Here is a 15,182-nt window from a genome sequence, read left to right as displayed (position 1 = left end):
AGAGAGCGCGCACTATAGCCAAATCCGACTTCGTGGCAATGCGTCAGGCGATGATGTCAGGGGTCAAACGGTCCTCGATCAGGCGAATGATGTCCTTCAGCCGCAGTTTTTGCTTTTTCAACCTTTTGATCGTCAGTTGATCGGCGGTGCCAGTGGCTTGCAGCGCCTCGATCGCCTCGTCCAGATCACGGTGCTGACGGCGGAAAACCTCCAGTTCAACCCGCAAAACCTCGTCTGTTTTCATCGAAAGATCGGTGGGCGCGTTCATGAGCGACTCAGTGCCTTTTGTGGTGCTTAACACACAAGATAGTGTGTCAGGCTTTATCCGGCCAGACCTTGTGGACATCCCCGCATATTCCCATATTCTATTCTACGCGGTTGCCAGAATGGGGCCGCGCCACACGTCGCTTTGACAATAAAGGACGAAAATACGTGTCGAAACTTACTCTTGGCTCATACCCGCATCTTTTGGGGTTCGAGCAGCTGGAACGCCTTCTGGAACGGTCTGCAAAGGCTGGCAACGAAGGATACCCGCCCTATAACATCGAGCAGACCTCGGACTTTTCGTATCGCATTACGCTGGCTGTTGCCGGTTTCGCGGAAGAGGATCTGTCGATCACCATCGAGGATCGCCAATTGGTGATCCGGGGCCGTCAACGCGACGACAGCGAGGGGCGTATTTTCCTGCACCGTGGCATCGCGGCGCGTCAGTTTCAGCGCATGTTTGTGCTGGCAGACGGTGTCGAGGTGGGCGAGGCGATCATGGAAAACGGTCTGCTGCATGTGGATCTGACCCGCGCCGTGCCCGAAACAGTGGTGCAGACAATCAACATAAGAAAGGGGTAAGAGCAATGAATACACCGATTGAACTGAACGCCGAAGGCGACCGGATCGTCTATGTGAAAGCTGTTGACGTCGCTGATCTGCCTCGTGAAGTGCGCGAGCAGGCGGGCGATCTGGATCAGCTTTACGCCGTTCACGATTCCGACGGTCAGCAACTGGCGCTGGTCGCCGACCGCAAGCTGGCCTTTGTTCTGGCGCGAGAGCATGACTTCTCGCCGGTAGCCGTCCACTGAGCCACACGATTCCCCGTGACATCTGCCGCCCCGCGGGCGAGATATGCGGACCTGTAACGGTTCGCATATCGAAAGGGCGCAACACATGAGCTGGTTTGACTTTGACTGGGTAGACGCCTTCAGCGACCGTGCGTTTGGCGGCAATGGCTGTGCCGTGGTTCATGGCGGCGCTGTGCTGTCGCAAGACGTCTGCATGGCTTATGTGCGCGAAACCTCTCTGGTTGAATGCACGTTTACCGGATCGTCCGATGTGGCTGATATCCGGGTGCGGTATTTCCTGGCCAGCCGCGAGATCCCCTTTGCCGGGCACCCCACCATCGCCACCGTGGCGGCGATGCGGTCTCGCGGCCTGTTTCAGGGTGATACTCTGACGCTTGAAACGGGCGCCGGGATTGTCTCGATCCGTCTGAACGGGGATGAGATTGAGATGACGCAGGTCGCGCCGCAATTCGGCAATTCGGTCCCGGCCAAGCTTGTCGCCGAAGCCATCAGCCTGCCGCAGGACGCCATCATTTCCCCACCTCAATTCGTATCCACCGGGCTACCATTCTGCATCACGGTTCTGCGTGATCATGAGGCCTTGCGCGCCGCAAAGCTGGACGAGGGCGCGCTGGGCAAAACTACTGAAATGGCAGGGTTTTCCGGGTCTGACATGGCCGAGCCTTTCCTCGTGACGCTTAAAGGTGCGACCCAAGCGGGCGACACGTTCTCGCGCCTGTTGATGGCGCCGCCCAGCCCGCCCGAGGACCCGTTCACCGGATCGGCCACCGGCGCGATGGCTGCCTACCTGTGGAAATATGGGCTGATGCCGAAAGACACATTCGTTGCCGAGCAGGGGCACGATATGGGGCGCCCAGGACAGGCGACCGTCAGCCGTGTTGGCCCAGCGGATGCAATGACCGGCATCAAGGTTGCCGGACGTGGCCATGTTCTTATGCGCGGTCAGGTCGATCTGCCCGAGGTCGAGCAATGACCCAGCCCGCCATTGCGATTCTGCCCTATGGGCACCGGTTAGGGCCGAAACTGGCCTCGGTCCCGTTGTCGGAAATTATCTGGCCCGAGGGCTGCCCTGATCGACTGACCGGCAAGACGGTTGGTGATCTGGAGCCCACCGATCATCTGATCATGTACCCGAACTCGACCGTGCATCTGCGCCTGCGTCGGGGTACCCGCGCGCGGATCTCTCTGATGATGGGCGAGCCCTCCGCGATCCATGGAAAACACGACCGGATGCTGCGCCATACGTGGCGGCGGTTCTTCCGGGTGCTGACCTTCCACGACGTGCTGCTGCAGAGTATTCCGAACGCGGTGTTCCTGCCCTATGGCGTCACCATGGTGCCCGACTGGCAGGATCTTGACGTCACTAAAACCAAATCCTGTTCGCTGATCGCCTCGGCCAAACGTGACTTTGAAGGGCACCAGCTGCGTCATTCGGTGATCGACTGGGTGCGGGAAACCGGCGCGGATGTGGACATCATGGGGCGGGGCTATACGCCGTTTGACCAGAAATCCGATGGGCTGGCCCCGTATCGCTATTCCGTGGTGATCGAGAATGTGCGCGAGAGGAACTATTTTTCGGAAAAGCTGACCGATGCGATCCTGTGCTCGACAGTGCCGATCTATTGGGGCTGTCCGAATATCGCTGACTTCTTCGACACCTCGGGCATGGTTTTGTGCGAGTCCGAGGATGATATTCATCGCGCCATTCAGGTCGCGTCAGTCGCGGATTATGACAGACGCTTGCCGTCGTTGAAGGCCATCCAACACAAGGCGGATGACTATGGTGATTTCCATGCCCGTGCCGTGCGGACCTTGCGTGCGCAATTGACCAGCGGGCCGCGCTAACTGGACGACCCCGCCGGGGCCAGCCAACCCACAGGCTGGATTGGGCGGTCGACCGGGTCAATGCCATGACGCTCACACAGCCTGCCTAAATATGACCCGGGTACGGGCAAGCCGTTGGTTTTCTGAGCCATAAATCGTTTTTGATGCCCGTAAATATGGACCGAATGAACAGAGTCATGCTCGATATCTAAGGTCACGACACGCGGATCATGCAGTTTCCACAATTCATGCACGGGCAGCGGATAGAATGTATCGGCCGGCATGGCGTGGTGATCTTCGTCGGTCTTGCGCAGAAAATGCCCAAAGGCTTTGGGGCCTGAACTACCCCAGGGGAGGGCTTCAACCCCCCAGGTTTCACCGTTTTTGACACGCTGTCGGTTGCGCCGGTGCAAAGGGCGGCCGCGCCAGGGCTGTGTTGGATTGGCCGATGTCAGAAACTCAAGCATCAGCGCAAGGGTTTCCGAGTCCGGTGGCAACCGCAAGACGCCTGTGGGAAAGATCCCGGTGTGCTCGGTTGCGAAAATGAACGGTGTGGTGAAATCGAACGACCGAACACAATAAGCATCCAGATCAACCCAGATAAAGTCGGTTTTCTGCGACAGGTGCAGGCGGAAGAGGTCGGAAAACACCGCGACCCTCAGCCGGTCATCCGAGGACATTTCGAATGGCGCGGGCCAGAGGATTTCATGGGCAGAGCGCTGCTCGGCCCCGGCGGGGATGCCGTCGACCTTATGCGCGGTATACAGGACGAACCTGTGACCCCGATCCAGATAGGATTGGATGCACAACACCTCGAGCCAGCTGAGGTCTGAACCGAACCAGAAACTGGCGATGGTGGGCAGGGTGGAGGTCATGAGCTCCATGCGCTTGCGTCGGGTCACTGCACCAATTGCGCCAAGACTTGTCAATTGCGGGCAACAAAAAACGGCCCCCAGAAACCGGAGGCCGTTTTGCAATTCTCAGCGGCGCTTAGGATGCAGCGATCAGACCCATGCTTTCCAGTTTCAGCAGAACCTGGTGGGCGCAGTTGTCGACATCCACATTCTCGGTCTCGACGCTCAGTTCGGGGTTCTGAGGCACGTCATAGGGGTCAGAGATACCGGTGAATTCCTTGATCTTGCCTTCACGCGCCAGCTTGTACAGGCCCTTGCGGTCGCGGCGTTCACATTCCTCGATCGAGGTCGCAACGTGCACTTCGCAGAACGCGCCGAACTGTTCGACGTCTTCCCGAACGGCGCGGCGAGTAGTGGCGTAAGGCGCGATCGGAGCGCAGATGGCGATACCGCCATTCTTGGTGATTTCCGAGGCGACATAGCCGATGCGGCGGATGTTCAGGTCGCGGTGCTCTTTCGAGAAGCCCAGTTCGGACGACAGGTTCTTACGAACGATGTCACCATCCAGCAGCGTCACCGGACGGCCACCCATCTCCATCAGCTTGACCATAAGGGCGTTGGCGATGGTGGATTTGCCCGAGCCCGAGAAACCGGTGAAGAACACGGTAAAGCCCTGCTGGCTGCGCGGCGGTTTGGTCTTGCGCAGTTCGGCCACAACTTCGGGGAAGCTGAACCATTCGGGGATTTCCAGACCTTCGGACAGACGGCGACGCAGTTCGGTGCCCGAGATGTTCAGGATCGTGACGTTTTCCTTGTCTTCGATCTCGTCGTTGGGCTCGTACTGGGCGCGTTCCTGCACATAGACCATGTGTTTGAAATCGACCATTTCGACGCCGACTTCATCCTGGAACTGGCGGAACAGATCCTGCGCGTCGTAGGGGCCATAGAAATCTTCGCCCTGGCTGTTCTTGCCGGGGCCGGCGTGGTCGCGACCGACGATAAAGTGGGTGCAGCCGTGGTTTGCGCGGATCAGGCCGTGCCAGACCGCCTCGCGCGGGCCAGCCATGCGCATCGCCAGGTTCAGCAGCGACATCGATGTGGTCGAGGCCGGGTACTTGTCCAGAACCGCCTCATAGCAGCGCACGCGGGTGAAGTGATCGACGTCGCCGGGCTTGGTCATGCCCACGACCGGGTGGATCAGCAGGTTGGCCTGCGCTTCTTTGGCAGCGCGGAAGGTCAGTTCCTGGTGCGCGCGGTGCAGCGGGTTACGGGTCTGGAATGCAACGATGCGGCGCCAGCCCAGCTTGCGGAAATAGGCACGCAGTTCGTTCGGGGTGTCGCGGCGGCCACGGAAATCATAGTGAACCGGCTGTTGAATGCCGACCACGGGCCCACCCAAATAGACCTTGCCAGCCACGTTGTGCAGGTAGTTCACGGCCGGGTGCGCATCGTCATCGGCGCCAAAGACCTTTTCGGCCTCGCGTGCCTTATCCGGGGTCCAGCGGTCGGTGACCGTCATGGTACCGAGGATGACGCCTTCCTGATCGCGCAGGGCGATGTCCTGACCCAGTTCAATGGTTTCGGCAAACTCTTCGCTGACGTCCAGCGTGATCGGCATAGGCCACAGGGTGCCATCAGCCAGTCGCATGTTTTCAACGACGTTGTCGTAGTCGGCCTCGGACAGGAAGCCTTTGAGCGGGTTGAACCCGCCATTCATCAGAAGCTCCAGATCGCAGATCTGACGCGGGCTCAAGTCCCAGCTGGTCAGGTCGGCGGCTTCCACTTTCAGCTTTTGGGCCGATTCATAAGATACATAAAGCTCGGGAATCGGAGCCAGATTGCTTAACATCGTCATGGGAATACTCTTGTCGAAGTGCGGTTTAACCGGTGATTCAGGGGTGCTTGCGGGGCATTTGCCCCGACTACTGGTCGAAGTCCATATACATTCACGAAATTAAGGACGATATGCGCCGTTTTTACCCGGATTGGAAGGAAATTTCGGCAGGGTCAACTTTTCACGACTTTATTCCCGCCGACGCGCGGTTGTTGCGCGGATTCAGCACGTCTGTTCCTAACCTGCGGTGACCGGCGACAAATCTGCTGCTCTTGCTACCGGCAGGGCTGGAATCGGGCGGGTTACGCCGCGCAATTCGAATGACTTCATACCGCTCTGGTCGCCTTCATAGCCTGCCATCTGCAGCAATTCAGTCGAAACCAGAAGCTCGACCCCCAGTGCCTTGGTTTCACCCTCAAGCCGACTGGCCACGTTGACCGCGTCGCCAATGATGGTGCGTGCGGCATGACCGGCGGCACCGATTTCCCCAAGTACCAGATCACCCAGATGCAACCCCATCCCTATGCGTATGCGGGGGCTGCCCTCGGCCTCAAGCCGTTGGTTGAACTGCGCGAGGGCGCGGCTGACATCGGCCGCAGCCCTCAATCCTGCCCGGGCCGAGCTTTCGGCGTCGGACGTTTCGAAAACGGCCAGCAGGCCATCGCCCATATATTTGTCGACCACGCCATCCTCGGTGATCGCCGGAACAATGGCGTCAAAGAACCGGTTCAGCAGGAACACGATGTCATAGGGCAGCTGGCCGGTGGTGCGTGACGTGAACCCGCGCATGTCCAGAAACAGAACGGCCAGTTTGCGCTCTTGCCCCTGGCTTGCATGGGCACGGTGCCGCCCTCCCTCCGGGCGGAACATGCGATACGCGGTAAGAGGTTCGGTTGGACGGATCTGACAGGCCAGCCGAGCGCCTTTCGGGGCGCCAACGGCGTTGAGACTGCGGGCCTCAACCTCTTCGGGGGCGGGGAGTGAGTCGGCACCGTCTTCGACGATCACTCGGCAGGTGGTGCACCGCCCCTTACCGCCGCACAGGGCGGTATGAGGGATGCCATTGGACTGCGAAATCTCAAGCAAGGTCATGCCTTTTTCGGCCACGACCTCGGGGCCTTCGACATATTTCACCCGCACGGAATGCCTGCGACGCCAGAGCTTGCGGATCGCAAACACCGCCAGTGCCGCCCCCAACGCGACCCAAAAGGCGATAAGCGCATTGTCCTTGACGCTGAACATGGCCTCGAATGCCTCGGGCGAGGGCCAGTTGTAATGCTCGATATATTGTTCGCGCAGGAACGGGTCGGCAAAATCCGCCCAGATGCGCCGCCCCTCGGTCAGCAGCCCGGCGAGCGCGAACGAGGGGATGAATACCGCTACACCGATCAGATAGGGCACAGTTTTCGACCACCAGTGGGTTAGCCGCAGCCACATATGCAGCCCGATGCAGCCATGAACCCACACCACCAACAACAGCAGGCTTTGCATCCAGATCACGGTGCCGGGCCACATCAGGACGATGATATAGCCCATCTCGTCATTTACGTCATAGATTTCATGTGCATAGCGCGTGTGCACGATATGAGAGATCAGCTGCAGCGGGATCAGCAAACCAAGCACAACCTGCAACCCCGTCGACAGCGGCATCCGCAGCGTTCTGCGCTGGCTGATCGAAAACAGCGCCAGCCCCGCATGTAGCAACAGCGCAGCATACAAAACCAAGCTCATGACATCGTGGCGGGTGACCGCTTTGCGACCATCCTGCATTCCGTGCAGATAATCGGTGTGAAACAGCCCCAGCCCGATATTGATGAAATGAAAGAAGGCAAAGGTAAACAGGATCAGGCCGCTGCCGATCCTCAGCCGGGTTGTCCACCCGCCTCGCCATAGAACGCTGTTCAATCAAGTCACCTGTATTCGCTTTGCGTGCACCCGAGTCTGATACGGGCGGGCGAGTGGGTCAAGAATAAGACGGGACCCATTCTGTTGCCGCGGCGTCCGTGCGGATCAGGGCAGGGGAGGGGTCAAACAGCACGACATGGCTGAGTTCGGGACGCGAGCGTGAGCTGTACAGCACCCCGTCGGCCCCCTCGGCGCGGGCTTCGTCTGAAAATTGCCATGTGGGTGAGCGTCCCTGAACGTCGCGGATGCCCTGCCAGACAATCGAAACGTCGGGTCGTCCGCGCAGGTCCACCAGTCGAGAGCCCATGATGCGCGCGCTGCATTACCCGTGGAGGGTCGCCGTCCGACACATACCGCCGGATCGCGACCCCGGCACCCTCTGCTGTGAGAGAGGCATACAGCGCCCTCTGACCCGCGTAATGAAAACGCCCCTCGGGCGCCTGTGCGGAGGCCAGAGGGGCGTCGATCTGTGACAGAAACAGAATTCTCCAGACGGGGCCGGAGAATTCCAGCACTGGGTTAGTCATGCTCCGCCAGGAAGCGTTCTGCGTCCAGCGCGGCCATGCAGCCCATGCCGGCGCTGGTGACGGCCTGACGATAAATGTGGTCGGTCAGGTCGCCAGCGGCGAAGACACCGGGGACCGAGGTCTCGGTCGAGCCCGGCTTGGTCACGACATAGCCGCCCATGTGGGTTTCCAACGTATCCTTGACCAGTTCGTTGGCCGGAGCGTGGCCGATGGCAACAAAGACGCCCTTACAGGGGATCTCGGTGATCTCGCCAGTTTTGACATTCTTGACGCGCACGCCTTCGACGCCCAGCGGGGCATCGGTGCCAACCACTTCTTCCAGTTCATGGAACCACAGCGGTTCGATTTTTTCGTGCTTCAGCAGCCGATCCTGCAGGATCTTCTCGGCGCGCAGCTCGTCGCGGCGGTGGACCAGGGTCACCTTGCTGGCGAAGTTGGTCAGGAACAGTGCCTCTTCCACGGCGGTGTTGCCGCCGCCGATCACCACGATCTCCTGCCCGCGATAGAAGAAGCCGTCACAGGTGGCACAAGCCGAAACGCCAAAGCCCTTGAATTTCTCTTCCGACGGCAGACCCAGCCATTTGGCACGCGCACCGGTGGCCAGAATGACAGCATCCGCGGTGTAGGTGGTGCCGCTGTCGCCCTTGGCGGTGAAGGGGCGTTTCGAAACATCCAGATCGCTGATGATGTCGCCGATCACCTCACAGCCCATAGCCTGAGCGTGTTCCTGCATCTTGACCATCAGATCAGGGCCCTGAACTTCGGTAAAGCCGGGGTAGTTTTCAACATCTGTGGTGGTGGTCAGCTGACCGCCGGGTTCGATGCCCTGAACCAGGATCGGCTCGAGCATCGCGCGGCTTGCATAGACGCCTGCAGTATAACCGGCCGGTCCCGACCCGATGATCAGAACCTTTGTGTGACGTGTTTCGGCCATGGTACCCCCAACTCGATCTGCCTGATTTGGGCGCATGGCCCCTGGCGGATGGATATAGCGACCCCTGTGCCGCGTATAAAGCCCCTTCCTGTTTCACACCCGCTATGAGCCCAACGAATGGCGCATAAAAAAAAGAACATTGAAAACAAACAATATTGCGCGACCGCGAAAGATTATTGCGCATCCCTTGGGGGCTGATATAACAACCGCAAAAATCAGGAGCATTTGATGGTCGCGATACGGCTGGATGAGATTGACCGCAAGATTCTGGCGGAATTGCAGGCAGACGGTCGCATGACCAATGTCGAGCTGGCAAAGCGCGTGGGTATTTCAGCGCCTCCGTGTCTGCGGCGCGTGCGGACATTGGAAGAATCGGGCCTGATCCGCGGCTACCACGCCGAAGTGAACTCGCGTGAGTTGGGGTTCGAGGTTCAAGTCTTTGCCATGGTCGGTCTGGAGAGCCAGGCAGAATCCGAGCTGAGCGCGTTCGAGGAACGCTGCCGCGAATGGCCGCTGGTCCGGGAATGCCACATGCTGAACGGCGAGGTGGATTTTATCCTGAAATGCGTCGCACCGGACCTGAGCAGTTTTCAGCAGTTCCTGACAGGCGAATTGCTGACCACGCCGAACGTGGCCAGCGTCAAGACCTCGCTGGTCATCCGCGGCGCAAAAGACGAGCCCGGCGTACCTTTTGATGTTCTGGAAGAACGAATGAGCCGGACGGCGTAAGCGCCGCCTTTGGATGTGGCTTCATCGATGGCAGAAAGGCTGCCACCGTCATATAAAACACCCAACTTAACAATAACTGCATAATGCCCCCACATTGCAGAATGAGCCCGGATTCAGGCGGTTATCGCATCCACCTCTCCGTCTCCGGCGCGTGGCAGGACCAGCGGTCCGAAGTCGTTCAGCGTATCGATATGCGCAAAAAGGTTGAGATAGATAGATTTCAGTGACCGGCTTACCTTGCGAATGGTGTTGGCGCCGGGATGATAGGATTCGAATTGCAGCCCGTCGACCCTGATCACCGCATGGCGTTTGAGGCAGATGTGAAACAGCTCGACCGGTGCTGGCGGCATCGTTTCGATGATGCTTGTCCCGTCCTGAAACTCGTGGACCGGAGTCAGAACCTGATCGTCGCCATGCAGATGCCGCAGGTGCGCAGGTGTTCCCAGCAGCCGCGCGGCAGGGCCGGCGATGACACCCGACATCGGCTTTTGCATCCCGAACGTGTCGGCCATGATCCGTGTCAGCGGTCGTGCCCGGCCACGAGAGTCCTCACGCCCAGGAACCAGCGTAACTGACCCTTTCCACAGCACCGTTTCCGAGGCGCCGCTTTGTGTCAGGACCGTATCGCCGGGCAGCAGGTCTTCGATCGCCATTGGCCCGAATTCGGTTTCGACCAGAGAACCGCGGGTAAAGGCACAGAACGCGTCTTCGAACATCGGCAGGGCAGGCGCGATGTGGCGGGTCTGTACGACATCCCCGTTTCTCATCAATGTGCTGACTTCATAGCGCCGCAGCTGCGCCTTTTTCTGTGTTGTCGGCCTTGGCGTGTCACGCAGCAGTGCCGAGGTTTCTACGGCGTTTCTGGCCGCGCGCGATAACGAACGTGGAATACCCATTTTCAATTTCGTCCCCTCTAACCTCCGCTCAGGCAAACCGAACCCCCGTACAGGCTCACCCAATCGGATATACTTTTGCCTGGAAAGAAGCTTGTGACCGCAGGACGGCAGGCGCGGTTGGCGCTAGTTGCAACGAAAATCCCTACGCTTTTAGTCACCACTGGTCCCCCCAGACAAACTCATACAAACGCGGGCGAAATTGCCTGCGCACACACGCCCCGAACCTCAACCGCACACAATATTGGCGGCAGGTCACACACCGGATCGGAGCCTTCCTCCGCTGTGCGTCTTCAATTCCCCAAAAACCGGCAGCTTGGCTGGTGGGGCCTTTTTTGATCAGCGACGTGCCGCCAGGCGACGTGCGACCCTGACCGAGTGGCTGGAAACCCGTTTCCACGGCATCTCCAACTGTTGCTCTCTGGTGGCCGCAACCACGGCGCTGAGAAAGCGTGATTTCGTCTTCATGTCATGTCCTGCCCGTTTGGGAACTTTTGCCCCGTTTTTCCTCTGGGCCCTCAATGTGCAGTGCCATTGCGGCGGCGATAAGGCTGATCCGGGATGAATTCAGGACAATGGAAGGTTTGCGTTTCCTCTTTTCCGGATATGTCGCGCTTGGTTGACTTTAGGACCGATAACCATCTGAGAGCGGACAATAAAAATCGAATTGCTACGACTCAGGTAGACAAAACAATTGTGGCAAAAAAGCGGCGATACCGCCGTAATCCGGGCGCGCTCTTAGAGTTTGATGGCAGAAATCAGGCGGCCATAGTCAGCCTCTTTCGCGTGGGTCGACCGGCGGTAGGAATAGAATCTGTCAGGATCAGAGTAGGTGCAGTGGCGCGTCCATTCGGCCTGACCGACCCCCGCCTGGCGTAGCCGATGCAGGCCAAAGGCAGGCAGGTCGAATTGCAGCCTGTCCCCGTTCCCGTTCGCAAAGAACTGCAGGTTTTCCGGAGAATCGGCAACGAACTCGTCCAGAAACTCGGGGCCTACTTCATAAGCGCGTTGCGAGATTGAGGGCCCGATCACGGCCACGGTGTTTTCCCGTTTCGCGCCCAGGGCTTCCATCGCGTCCAGTGTCGCTTCAAGCACCCCATCCAGCGCGCCGCGCCAACCAGCATGGGCAGCCCCGATCACATTCGCGTCAGAATCGGCGAACAGGACCGGCTGGCAATCAGCGGTGAGAATCGTCAGAACCAAACCGGGCGTTGCAGTGACCACGGCGTCGGCCTTGGGTTTTTCGCCATTTAGCGGCGCGTCGACGGTCAGCACGGTTGGCGAATGAACCTGATGAACGCCGATCAGCGCCTCGGGCGAGACATCCATTGCCTGCGCTACCCGCTTGCGATTCACCGTGACGGCCTCGGTCTGGTCGGACGACCCATAGCCGCAGTTGAGGCCGGCGAAGACACCCGATGAGGCGCCGCCGCGGCGGCTGAAGAACCCGTGGCGCATGGGCGACAGCAAATCTGAGGTCAGAATTTCCAGGGTCATGGCTCTAGTCCGGGTGGTGGCGAGGAAGGGGTGGGGTAGAGGCCCAGCACCTTGAACAGGTTTCCCATTTCCTCGGGGTGGGTCAACCGGCGATGTGCAGCAACCAGGGCTTCGAGCTCAGACCCGCCGAGCGGTGCCGCCAGCGCCTGCGCGCGAGTGGCGATTCCCAGCCGTTCAAGGAACACGCCTTGCGGTGTCAGACGGGAATGGGCGCATCCCGCCGCGCGGGTCGCCAGGGCCAGCGGTTCGAAATCCACATGCGCCGTCAGATCGGCCTGACCGGGCAGGGCCAATGGATCAGTGCGCTCATGCGTCTGCAGCGCCTGAAACGTATCGCCCAGCGAATGCCAGTCGCCGTAATCCACGATCAGACCTGCCCCGCCATGGGTGCCGATTCGCCCTGCGACCACGGTGATGATGGGTATGGCCGCTGCGCACAGCTCGACCAGTTCACCATCTCTGGTGTCATCCAGTCGATCCTTCAGCGCGACTTGCTCACCCTGCGGCCCCAGCCCCCAGGCCAGCGCATCACCCTCCAGACCGATGAGCCGTTCGCGCCAGCCATTGCCGTCACGCAGGAATTGGCGGATGGGCAGGGCGTCGAAAAACTCATTCGCGACCAGAAACAGCGGTGCTTCGGGCAGGTCGGCAGCCGAATCGATCCAGCGCGGCTTAAACTCCTTCAAGGTCTGCGCCTGAATATCCCGCAGGGCGGGTGAGGCCTCGACCAGCACCACCTCAGCGGCATCAAGAAACCCCGGCACGCGCGCCGTGGCACGCAGCATATCCGCCATCAGCGTGCCGCGCCCTGGCCCAAGCTCGGCCAGCACGAAATGGTCCGGATGCCCCTGATCCAGCCAGCTCTGCGCCAGAGATAGGCCGATCAGTTCCCCGAACATCTGGCTGATTTCCGGGGCAGTGATGAAATCCCCCTGCGCGCCCAGCGGGTCACGGGTGGTGTAATAGCCATGCGTCGGGTGCAGTAGACATTCGGCCATGTAGTCGGCCACGCTCATCGGGCCGTCCTGCGCGATCCGCGCCAGCAGATGATCTTTCAGGCTCATGATTCCGATCTTGCACGCAAGGCGAACCATAAGCCAAGCGCGATCATCGGCAGCGACAGCAATTGTCCCATCGTCAGGCCGTACCCACCGATTTGCAGGGCCAACCCCAGCGGGTTACCGGCCGAGATGAACTGTGCGTCGGGCTGCCGGAAGAATTCGACAATGAACCGCGAGGCGCCATAGCCCGCCATGAACAGGCCCATGATTAGGCCGGGCTTGTGGAAGGCTCCGCGCCGATAGGCCAGCCATAGCAACACGGCGCCCAGCAGCAGCCCCTCCAACGCGGCTTCATACAGTTGTGACGGATGTCGCGCGCACATGCCCGCGACCACTCCGGGGCAGTCCTGCGCGGCTGCACCCGGAAAGATAACCGCCCATGGCAACTCGCTGGGTCGGCCCCAGAGTTCGGCATTTATGAAATTCGCCAGCCGCCCCAGCAACAGCCCCGGCGGCACGGTATGGGCGATGAGGTCCGCCATGGACAGAACCGGAATCTGGTGACGCCGGGCATAGAGGTAAGATGCAATCACAACCCCCAGCAGCCCGCCATGGAAGGCCATGCCACCTTGCCAGACTTTCACGATCTCCAGCGGGTTCGAAAGGTAATAGGAGGGCTGATAGAACAGCACGAACCCCAGACGCCCGCCCAGAATCACGCCGAGGATGATCCAGGTGATCAGATCCTCAAGCTGTTCGGGTTTCATCGGCGGTGTCTTGTCGGGCCAAAGGGCCGGGCGCTTCAGCGCCATCACCCCCATCCGCCATGCAATCAGGATACCGGCGATATAGGCCAGCGCGTACCACCGCAGCGCGAACTCCATCCCGAACAGCGAGATCGAGAACAATTCGGGCGACAGATCGGGGAAATTCAAAACAGCCTGCATGTGCGTCTCATTGCCCGGGGTTTGCAGGGCAAGTCAACCTTGAGCCCGCGTCAATCATTCCCCATATAGAGACCAACCGCGATTTCGGAGTAACGCCATGCAAACCCGCAACAAGATCCTCGACGACGTATCCCAGCTGATGACCAACGCCATGGGCGTGGCACAGGGCGCGCGGGAAGAAGCCGAGAACGCGATGAAGTCGATGATCGACCGCTGGTTGGCCGACCGCGACTTTGTCACGCGTGAAGAATTTGATGCCGTCCGCGCGATGGCTCAGAAAGCACGTGAAGAGAACGCAGCGCTTGAAGCGCGCATTGCCGCGCTTGAGGCGAAACTGGACAAGTAACGTCCAACTCGGAATTTCCGGAAAAAAACTACCGCCGCGCAATCCGGGTCTGGGTTGCGCGGTGTTGTGCATCTTGCCGTCTTGCGGAATTTAATCAAGACAAAGCTGCGTGAAGTGCCAATATTTTGACCCTAGTTGCCTTCTGTCCACAACTTATTGCTGTTATCCCCAATAAATAGGGTTGCCAGAACCCATCTTGCGTCGCACCATATTTAGTACAGGCCTACGGGGGAAGCCCGGCTTGTAGAGCAGGCAACTAGCGCTGGGGCGCTGCCAGCCCCGAAATGCTAGAGATTAGTGAGGTGGCATTATGGCCCTTTCCGAGCAGTTTCTCGAAGAAGACCTTCATCCGATCGATATTGTTGAACATTTGGCTGAACACCACGACTGGGACTTTGACCGGATCGGGGATGATCAGATCGCCATGGCTGTCGAAGGGCAGTGGCGCACATACTCGATCACTCTGGCCTGGTCGCACTATGACGAAACCCTGCGGATGGTCTGTTCCTTTGAAATGGAGCCACCGTCCGCGCGTGAGAGCGAGCTGTACGAGCTGCTGAACAAGATGAACGATCAGTGCTGGGCGGGGGCGTTTACGTACTGGGCCAATCAGAAACTGATGGTCTATCGCTACGGTCTGGTTCTGGCCGGTGGTCAGATGGCGAGCCCGGAACAGATCGACACCCTGATCAACGCAGCGGTGCTGAGCGCCGAGCGTTACTACCCGGCGATCCAGTTGGTCACATGGGGCAACCGGACCCCTGAAGAGGCGATGCAAGTCGCCATTGCAGAGGCCTACGGCCGCGCGTAAAGCT

General features: G+C 59.6%; 18 protein-coding genes. 7 read left to right on the top strand and 11 right to left on the bottom strand.

Annotated features, from left to right (window positions below; translation table 11 throughout):
- Positions 1-43: 43 nt before the first annotated feature.
- Entirely contained in the window at positions 44-268 is a 225-nt protein-coding gene (locus tag GOX88_RS07615; RefSeq protein ID WP_170325931.1) for a YdcH family protein, read from the bottom strand.
- Positions 269-432: 164 nt separating this feature from the next.
- Here GOX88_RS07615 and GOX88_RS07610 point away from each other — a divergent pair, with 164 nt between their 5' ends.
- The 4 genes from GOX88_RS07610 to GOX88_RS07595 all read left to right on the top strand — a co-directional run bounded on the left by GOX88_RS07610 (position 433) and on the right by GOX88_RS07595 (position 2,921).
- Positions 433-846, top strand: coding sequence for an Hsp20 family protein (locus tag GOX88_RS07610; protein ID WP_058275530.1), 414 nt, complete (start codon positions 433-435; stop codon positions 844-846).
- A 5-nt stretch (positions 847-851) separates the two neighbouring features.
- The gene (locus GOX88_RS07605; protein WP_170325930.1) at positions 852-1,076 is read left to right on the top strand and encodes a DUF1150 family protein; all 225 of its coding nucleotides are present in this window, start codon (positions 852-854) and stop codon (positions 1,074-1,076) included.
- 85 nt (positions 1,077-1,161) lie between these two features.
- The gene (locus tag GOX88_RS07600; protein ID WP_170400574.1) at positions 1,162-2,049 is read left to right on the top strand and encodes a PhzF family phenazine biosynthesis protein; all 888 of its coding nucleotides are present in this window, start codon (positions 1,162-1,164) and stop codon (positions 2,047-2,049) included.
- Positions 2,046-2,921: a glycosyltransferase family 10 gene (locus tag GOX88_RS07595; protein ID WP_170400573.1), complete on the top strand. Its 876-nt coding sequence runs from the start codon at positions 2,046-2,048 to the stop codon at positions 2,919-2,921. The genes GOX88_RS07600 and GOX88_RS07595 overlap by 4 nt, the downstream gene beginning before the upstream one ends.
- On the opposite strand, the gene GOX88_RS07590 is transcribed toward GOX88_RS07595, so the two are convergent.
- The 5 genes from GOX88_RS07590 to trxB all read right to left on the bottom strand — a co-directional run bounded on the left by GOX88_RS07590 (position 2,918) and on the right by trxB (position 8,954).
- Complete coding sequence (locus tag GOX88_RS07590; RefSeq protein ID WP_170400631.1) at positions 2,918-3,775, bottom strand: hypothetical protein; 858 nt, start codon at positions 3,773-3,775, stop codon at positions 2,918-2,920. The genes GOX88_RS07595 and GOX88_RS07590 overlap by 4 nt on opposite strands.
- Before the next feature lie 115 nt (positions 3,776-3,890).
- On the bottom strand, positions 3,891-5,609 hold the full coding sequence (locus GOX88_RS07585; RefSeq protein ID WP_170400572.1) for a bifunctional sulfate adenylyltransferase/adenylylsulfate kinase: 1,719 nt from the start codon (positions 5,607-5,609) through the stop codon (positions 3,891-3,893).
- A 216-nt stretch (positions 5,610-5,825) separates the two neighbouring features.
- The gene (locus tag GOX88_RS07580; protein ID WP_170400571.1) at positions 5,826-7,493 is read right to left on the bottom strand and encodes an adenylate/guanylate cyclase domain-containing protein; all 1,668 of its coding nucleotides are present in this window, start codon (positions 7,491-7,493) and stop codon (positions 5,826-5,828) included.
- Between the two features lie 58 nt (positions 7,494-7,551).
- Positions 7,552-7,800: an RES family NAD+ phosphorylase gene (locus tag GOX88_RS23400; protein ID WP_254443296.1), complete on the bottom strand. Its 249-nt coding sequence runs from the start codon at positions 7,798-7,800 to the stop codon at positions 7,552-7,554.
- A 212-nt stretch (positions 7,801-8,012) separates the two neighbouring features.
- Positions 8,013-8,954 (bottom strand): thioredoxin-disulfide reductase, encoded by a 942-nt coding sequence (gene trxB, locus GOX88_RS07570; protein WP_170400570.1) that lies wholly within the window; start codon positions 8,952-8,954, stop codon positions 8,013-8,015.
- A gap of 228 nt (positions 8,955-9,182) precedes the next feature.
- Here trxB and GOX88_RS07565 point away from each other — a divergent pair, with 228 nt between their 5' ends.
- Entirely contained in the window at positions 9,183-9,683 is a 501-nt protein-coding gene (locus tag GOX88_RS07565) for an Lrp/AsnC family transcriptional regulator (protein ID WP_058280045.1), read from the top strand.
- A gap of 113 nt (positions 9,684-9,796) precedes the next feature.
- Here the strand turns inward: GOX88_RS07565 and GOX88_RS07560 are convergent, their stop codons facing one another.
- The 5 genes from GOX88_RS07560 to lgt all read right to left on the bottom strand — a co-directional run bounded on the left by GOX88_RS07560 (position 9,797) and on the right by lgt (position 14,021).
- Complete coding sequence (locus tag GOX88_RS07560; protein WP_170400569.1) at positions 9,797-10,579, bottom strand: Hint domain-containing protein; 783 nt, start codon at positions 10,577-10,579, stop codon at positions 9,797-9,799.
- 336 nt (positions 10,580-10,915) lie between these two features.
- Complete coding sequence (locus GOX88_RS23645; protein ID WP_302478180.1) at positions 10,916-11,044, bottom strand: hypothetical protein; 129 nt, start codon at positions 11,042-11,044, stop codon at positions 10,916-10,918.
- 270 nt (positions 11,045-11,314) lie between these two features.
- Complete coding sequence (pgeF, locus tag GOX88_RS07555; protein WP_170400568.1) at positions 11,315-12,073, bottom strand: peptidoglycan editing factor PgeF; 759 nt, start codon at positions 12,071-12,073, stop codon at positions 11,315-11,317.
- On the bottom strand, positions 12,070-13,137 hold the full coding sequence (locus GOX88_RS07550; protein ID WP_170400567.1) for a class I SAM-dependent methyltransferase: 1,068 nt from the start codon (positions 13,135-13,137) through the stop codon (positions 12,070-12,072). Before GOX88_RS07550 ends, pgeF begins: the two co-directional genes overlap by 4 nt.
- Positions 13,134-14,021 carry a prolipoprotein diacylglyceryl transferase gene (lgt, locus tag GOX88_RS07545; RefSeq protein WP_170400566.1) on the bottom strand — a complete coding sequence of 296 codons (888 nt, stop codon included), beginning with the start codon at positions 14,019-14,021 and terminating at the stop codon, positions 13,134-13,136. Before lgt ends, GOX88_RS07550 begins: the two co-directional genes overlap by 4 nt.
- Before the next feature lie 97 nt (positions 14,022-14,118).
- Between lgt and GOX88_RS07540 the strand changes: the two genes are divergently transcribed.
- Both GOX88_RS07540 and GOX88_RS07535 read left to right on the top strand, forming a co-directional pair.
- Positions 14,119-14,367 carry an accessory factor UbiK family protein gene (locus GOX88_RS07540; RefSeq protein WP_050604795.1) on the top strand — a complete coding sequence of 83 codons (249 nt, stop codon included), beginning with the start codon at positions 14,119-14,121 and terminating at the stop codon, positions 14,365-14,367.
- Between the two features lie 310 nt (positions 14,368-14,677).
- Positions 14,678-15,178 carry a YbjN domain-containing protein gene (locus GOX88_RS07535; protein ID WP_170400565.1) on the top strand — a complete coding sequence of 167 codons (501 nt, stop codon included), beginning with the start codon at positions 14,678-14,680 and terminating at the stop codon, positions 15,176-15,178.
- Positions 15,179-15,182 lie beyond the last annotated feature (4 nt).

It is taken from the genome of Ruegeria arenilitoris, from assembly GCF_013030985.1.
Classification (GTDB): Bacteria; Pseudomonadota; Alphaproteobacteria; order Rhodobacterales; family Rhodobacteraceae; genus Ruegeria; species Ruegeria arenilitoris_B.
This window is presented reverse-complemented; position numbering and strand designations above follow the sequence as displayed.

Excerpts from the sequence above, each read along its gene's own strand:
- GOX88_RS07615 (WP_170325931.1), bottom strand. The coding sequence starts at position 268 with ATGAACGCGCCCACCGATCTTTCGATGAAAACAGACGAGGTTTTGCGG.
- GOX88_RS07605 (WP_170325930.1), top strand. The coding sequence starts at position 852 with ATGAATACACCGATTGAACTGAACGCCGAAGGCGACCGGATCGTCTAT.
- GOX88_RS07600 (WP_170400574.1), top strand. The coding sequence starts at position 1,162 with ATGAGCTGGTTTGACTTTGACTGGGTAGACGCCTTCAGCGACCGTGCG.
- GOX88_RS07595 (WP_170400573.1), top strand. The coding sequence starts at position 2,046 with ATGACCCAGCCCGCCATTGCGATTCTGCCCTATGGGCACCGGTTAGGG.
- GOX88_RS07590 (WP_170400631.1), bottom strand. The coding sequence starts at position 3,775 with ATGACCTCCACCCTGCCCACCATCGCCAGTTTCTGGTTCGGTTCAGAC.
- GOX88_RS07585 (WP_170400572.1), bottom strand. The coding sequence starts at position 5,609 with ATGACGATGTTAAGCAATCTGGCTCCGATTCCCGAGCTTTATGTATCT.
- GOX88_RS23400 (WP_254443296.1), bottom strand. The coding sequence starts at position 7,800 with ATGGGCTCTCGACTGGTGGACCTGCGCGGACGACCCGACGTTTCGATT.
- trxB (WP_170400570.1), bottom strand. The coding sequence starts at position 8,954 with ATGGCCGAAACACGTCACACAAAGGTTCTGATCATCGGGTCGGGACCG.
- GOX88_RS07565 (WP_058280045.1), top strand. The coding sequence starts at position 9,183 with ATGGTCGCGATACGGCTGGATGAGATTGACCGCAAGATTCTGGCGGAA.
- GOX88_RS07560 (WP_170400569.1), bottom strand. The coding sequence starts at position 10,579 with ATGGGTATTCCACGTTCGTTATCGCGCGCGGCCAGAAACGCCGTAGAA.
- GOX88_RS23645 (WP_302478180.1), bottom strand. The coding sequence starts at position 11,044 with ATGAAGACGAAATCACGCTTTCTCAGCGCCGTGGTTGCGGCCACCAGA.
- pgeF (WP_170400568.1), bottom strand. The coding sequence starts at position 12,073 with ATGACCCTGGAAATTCTGACCTCAGATTTGCTGTCGCCCATGCGCCAC.
- GOX88_RS07550 (WP_170400567.1), bottom strand. The coding sequence starts at position 13,137 with ATGAGCCTGAAAGATCATCTGCTGGCGCGGATCGCGCAGGACGGCCCG.
- lgt (WP_170400566.1), bottom strand. The coding sequence starts at position 14,021 with ATGCAGGCTGTTTTGAATTTCCCCGATCTGTCGCCCGAATTGTTCTCG.
- GOX88_RS07540 (WP_050604795.1), top strand. The coding sequence starts at position 14,119 with ATGCAAACCCGCAACAAGATCCTCGACGACGTATCCCAGCTGATGACC.
- GOX88_RS07535 (WP_170400565.1), top strand. The coding sequence starts at position 14,678 with ATGGCCCTTTCCGAGCAGTTTCTCGAAGAAGACCTTCATCCGATCGAT.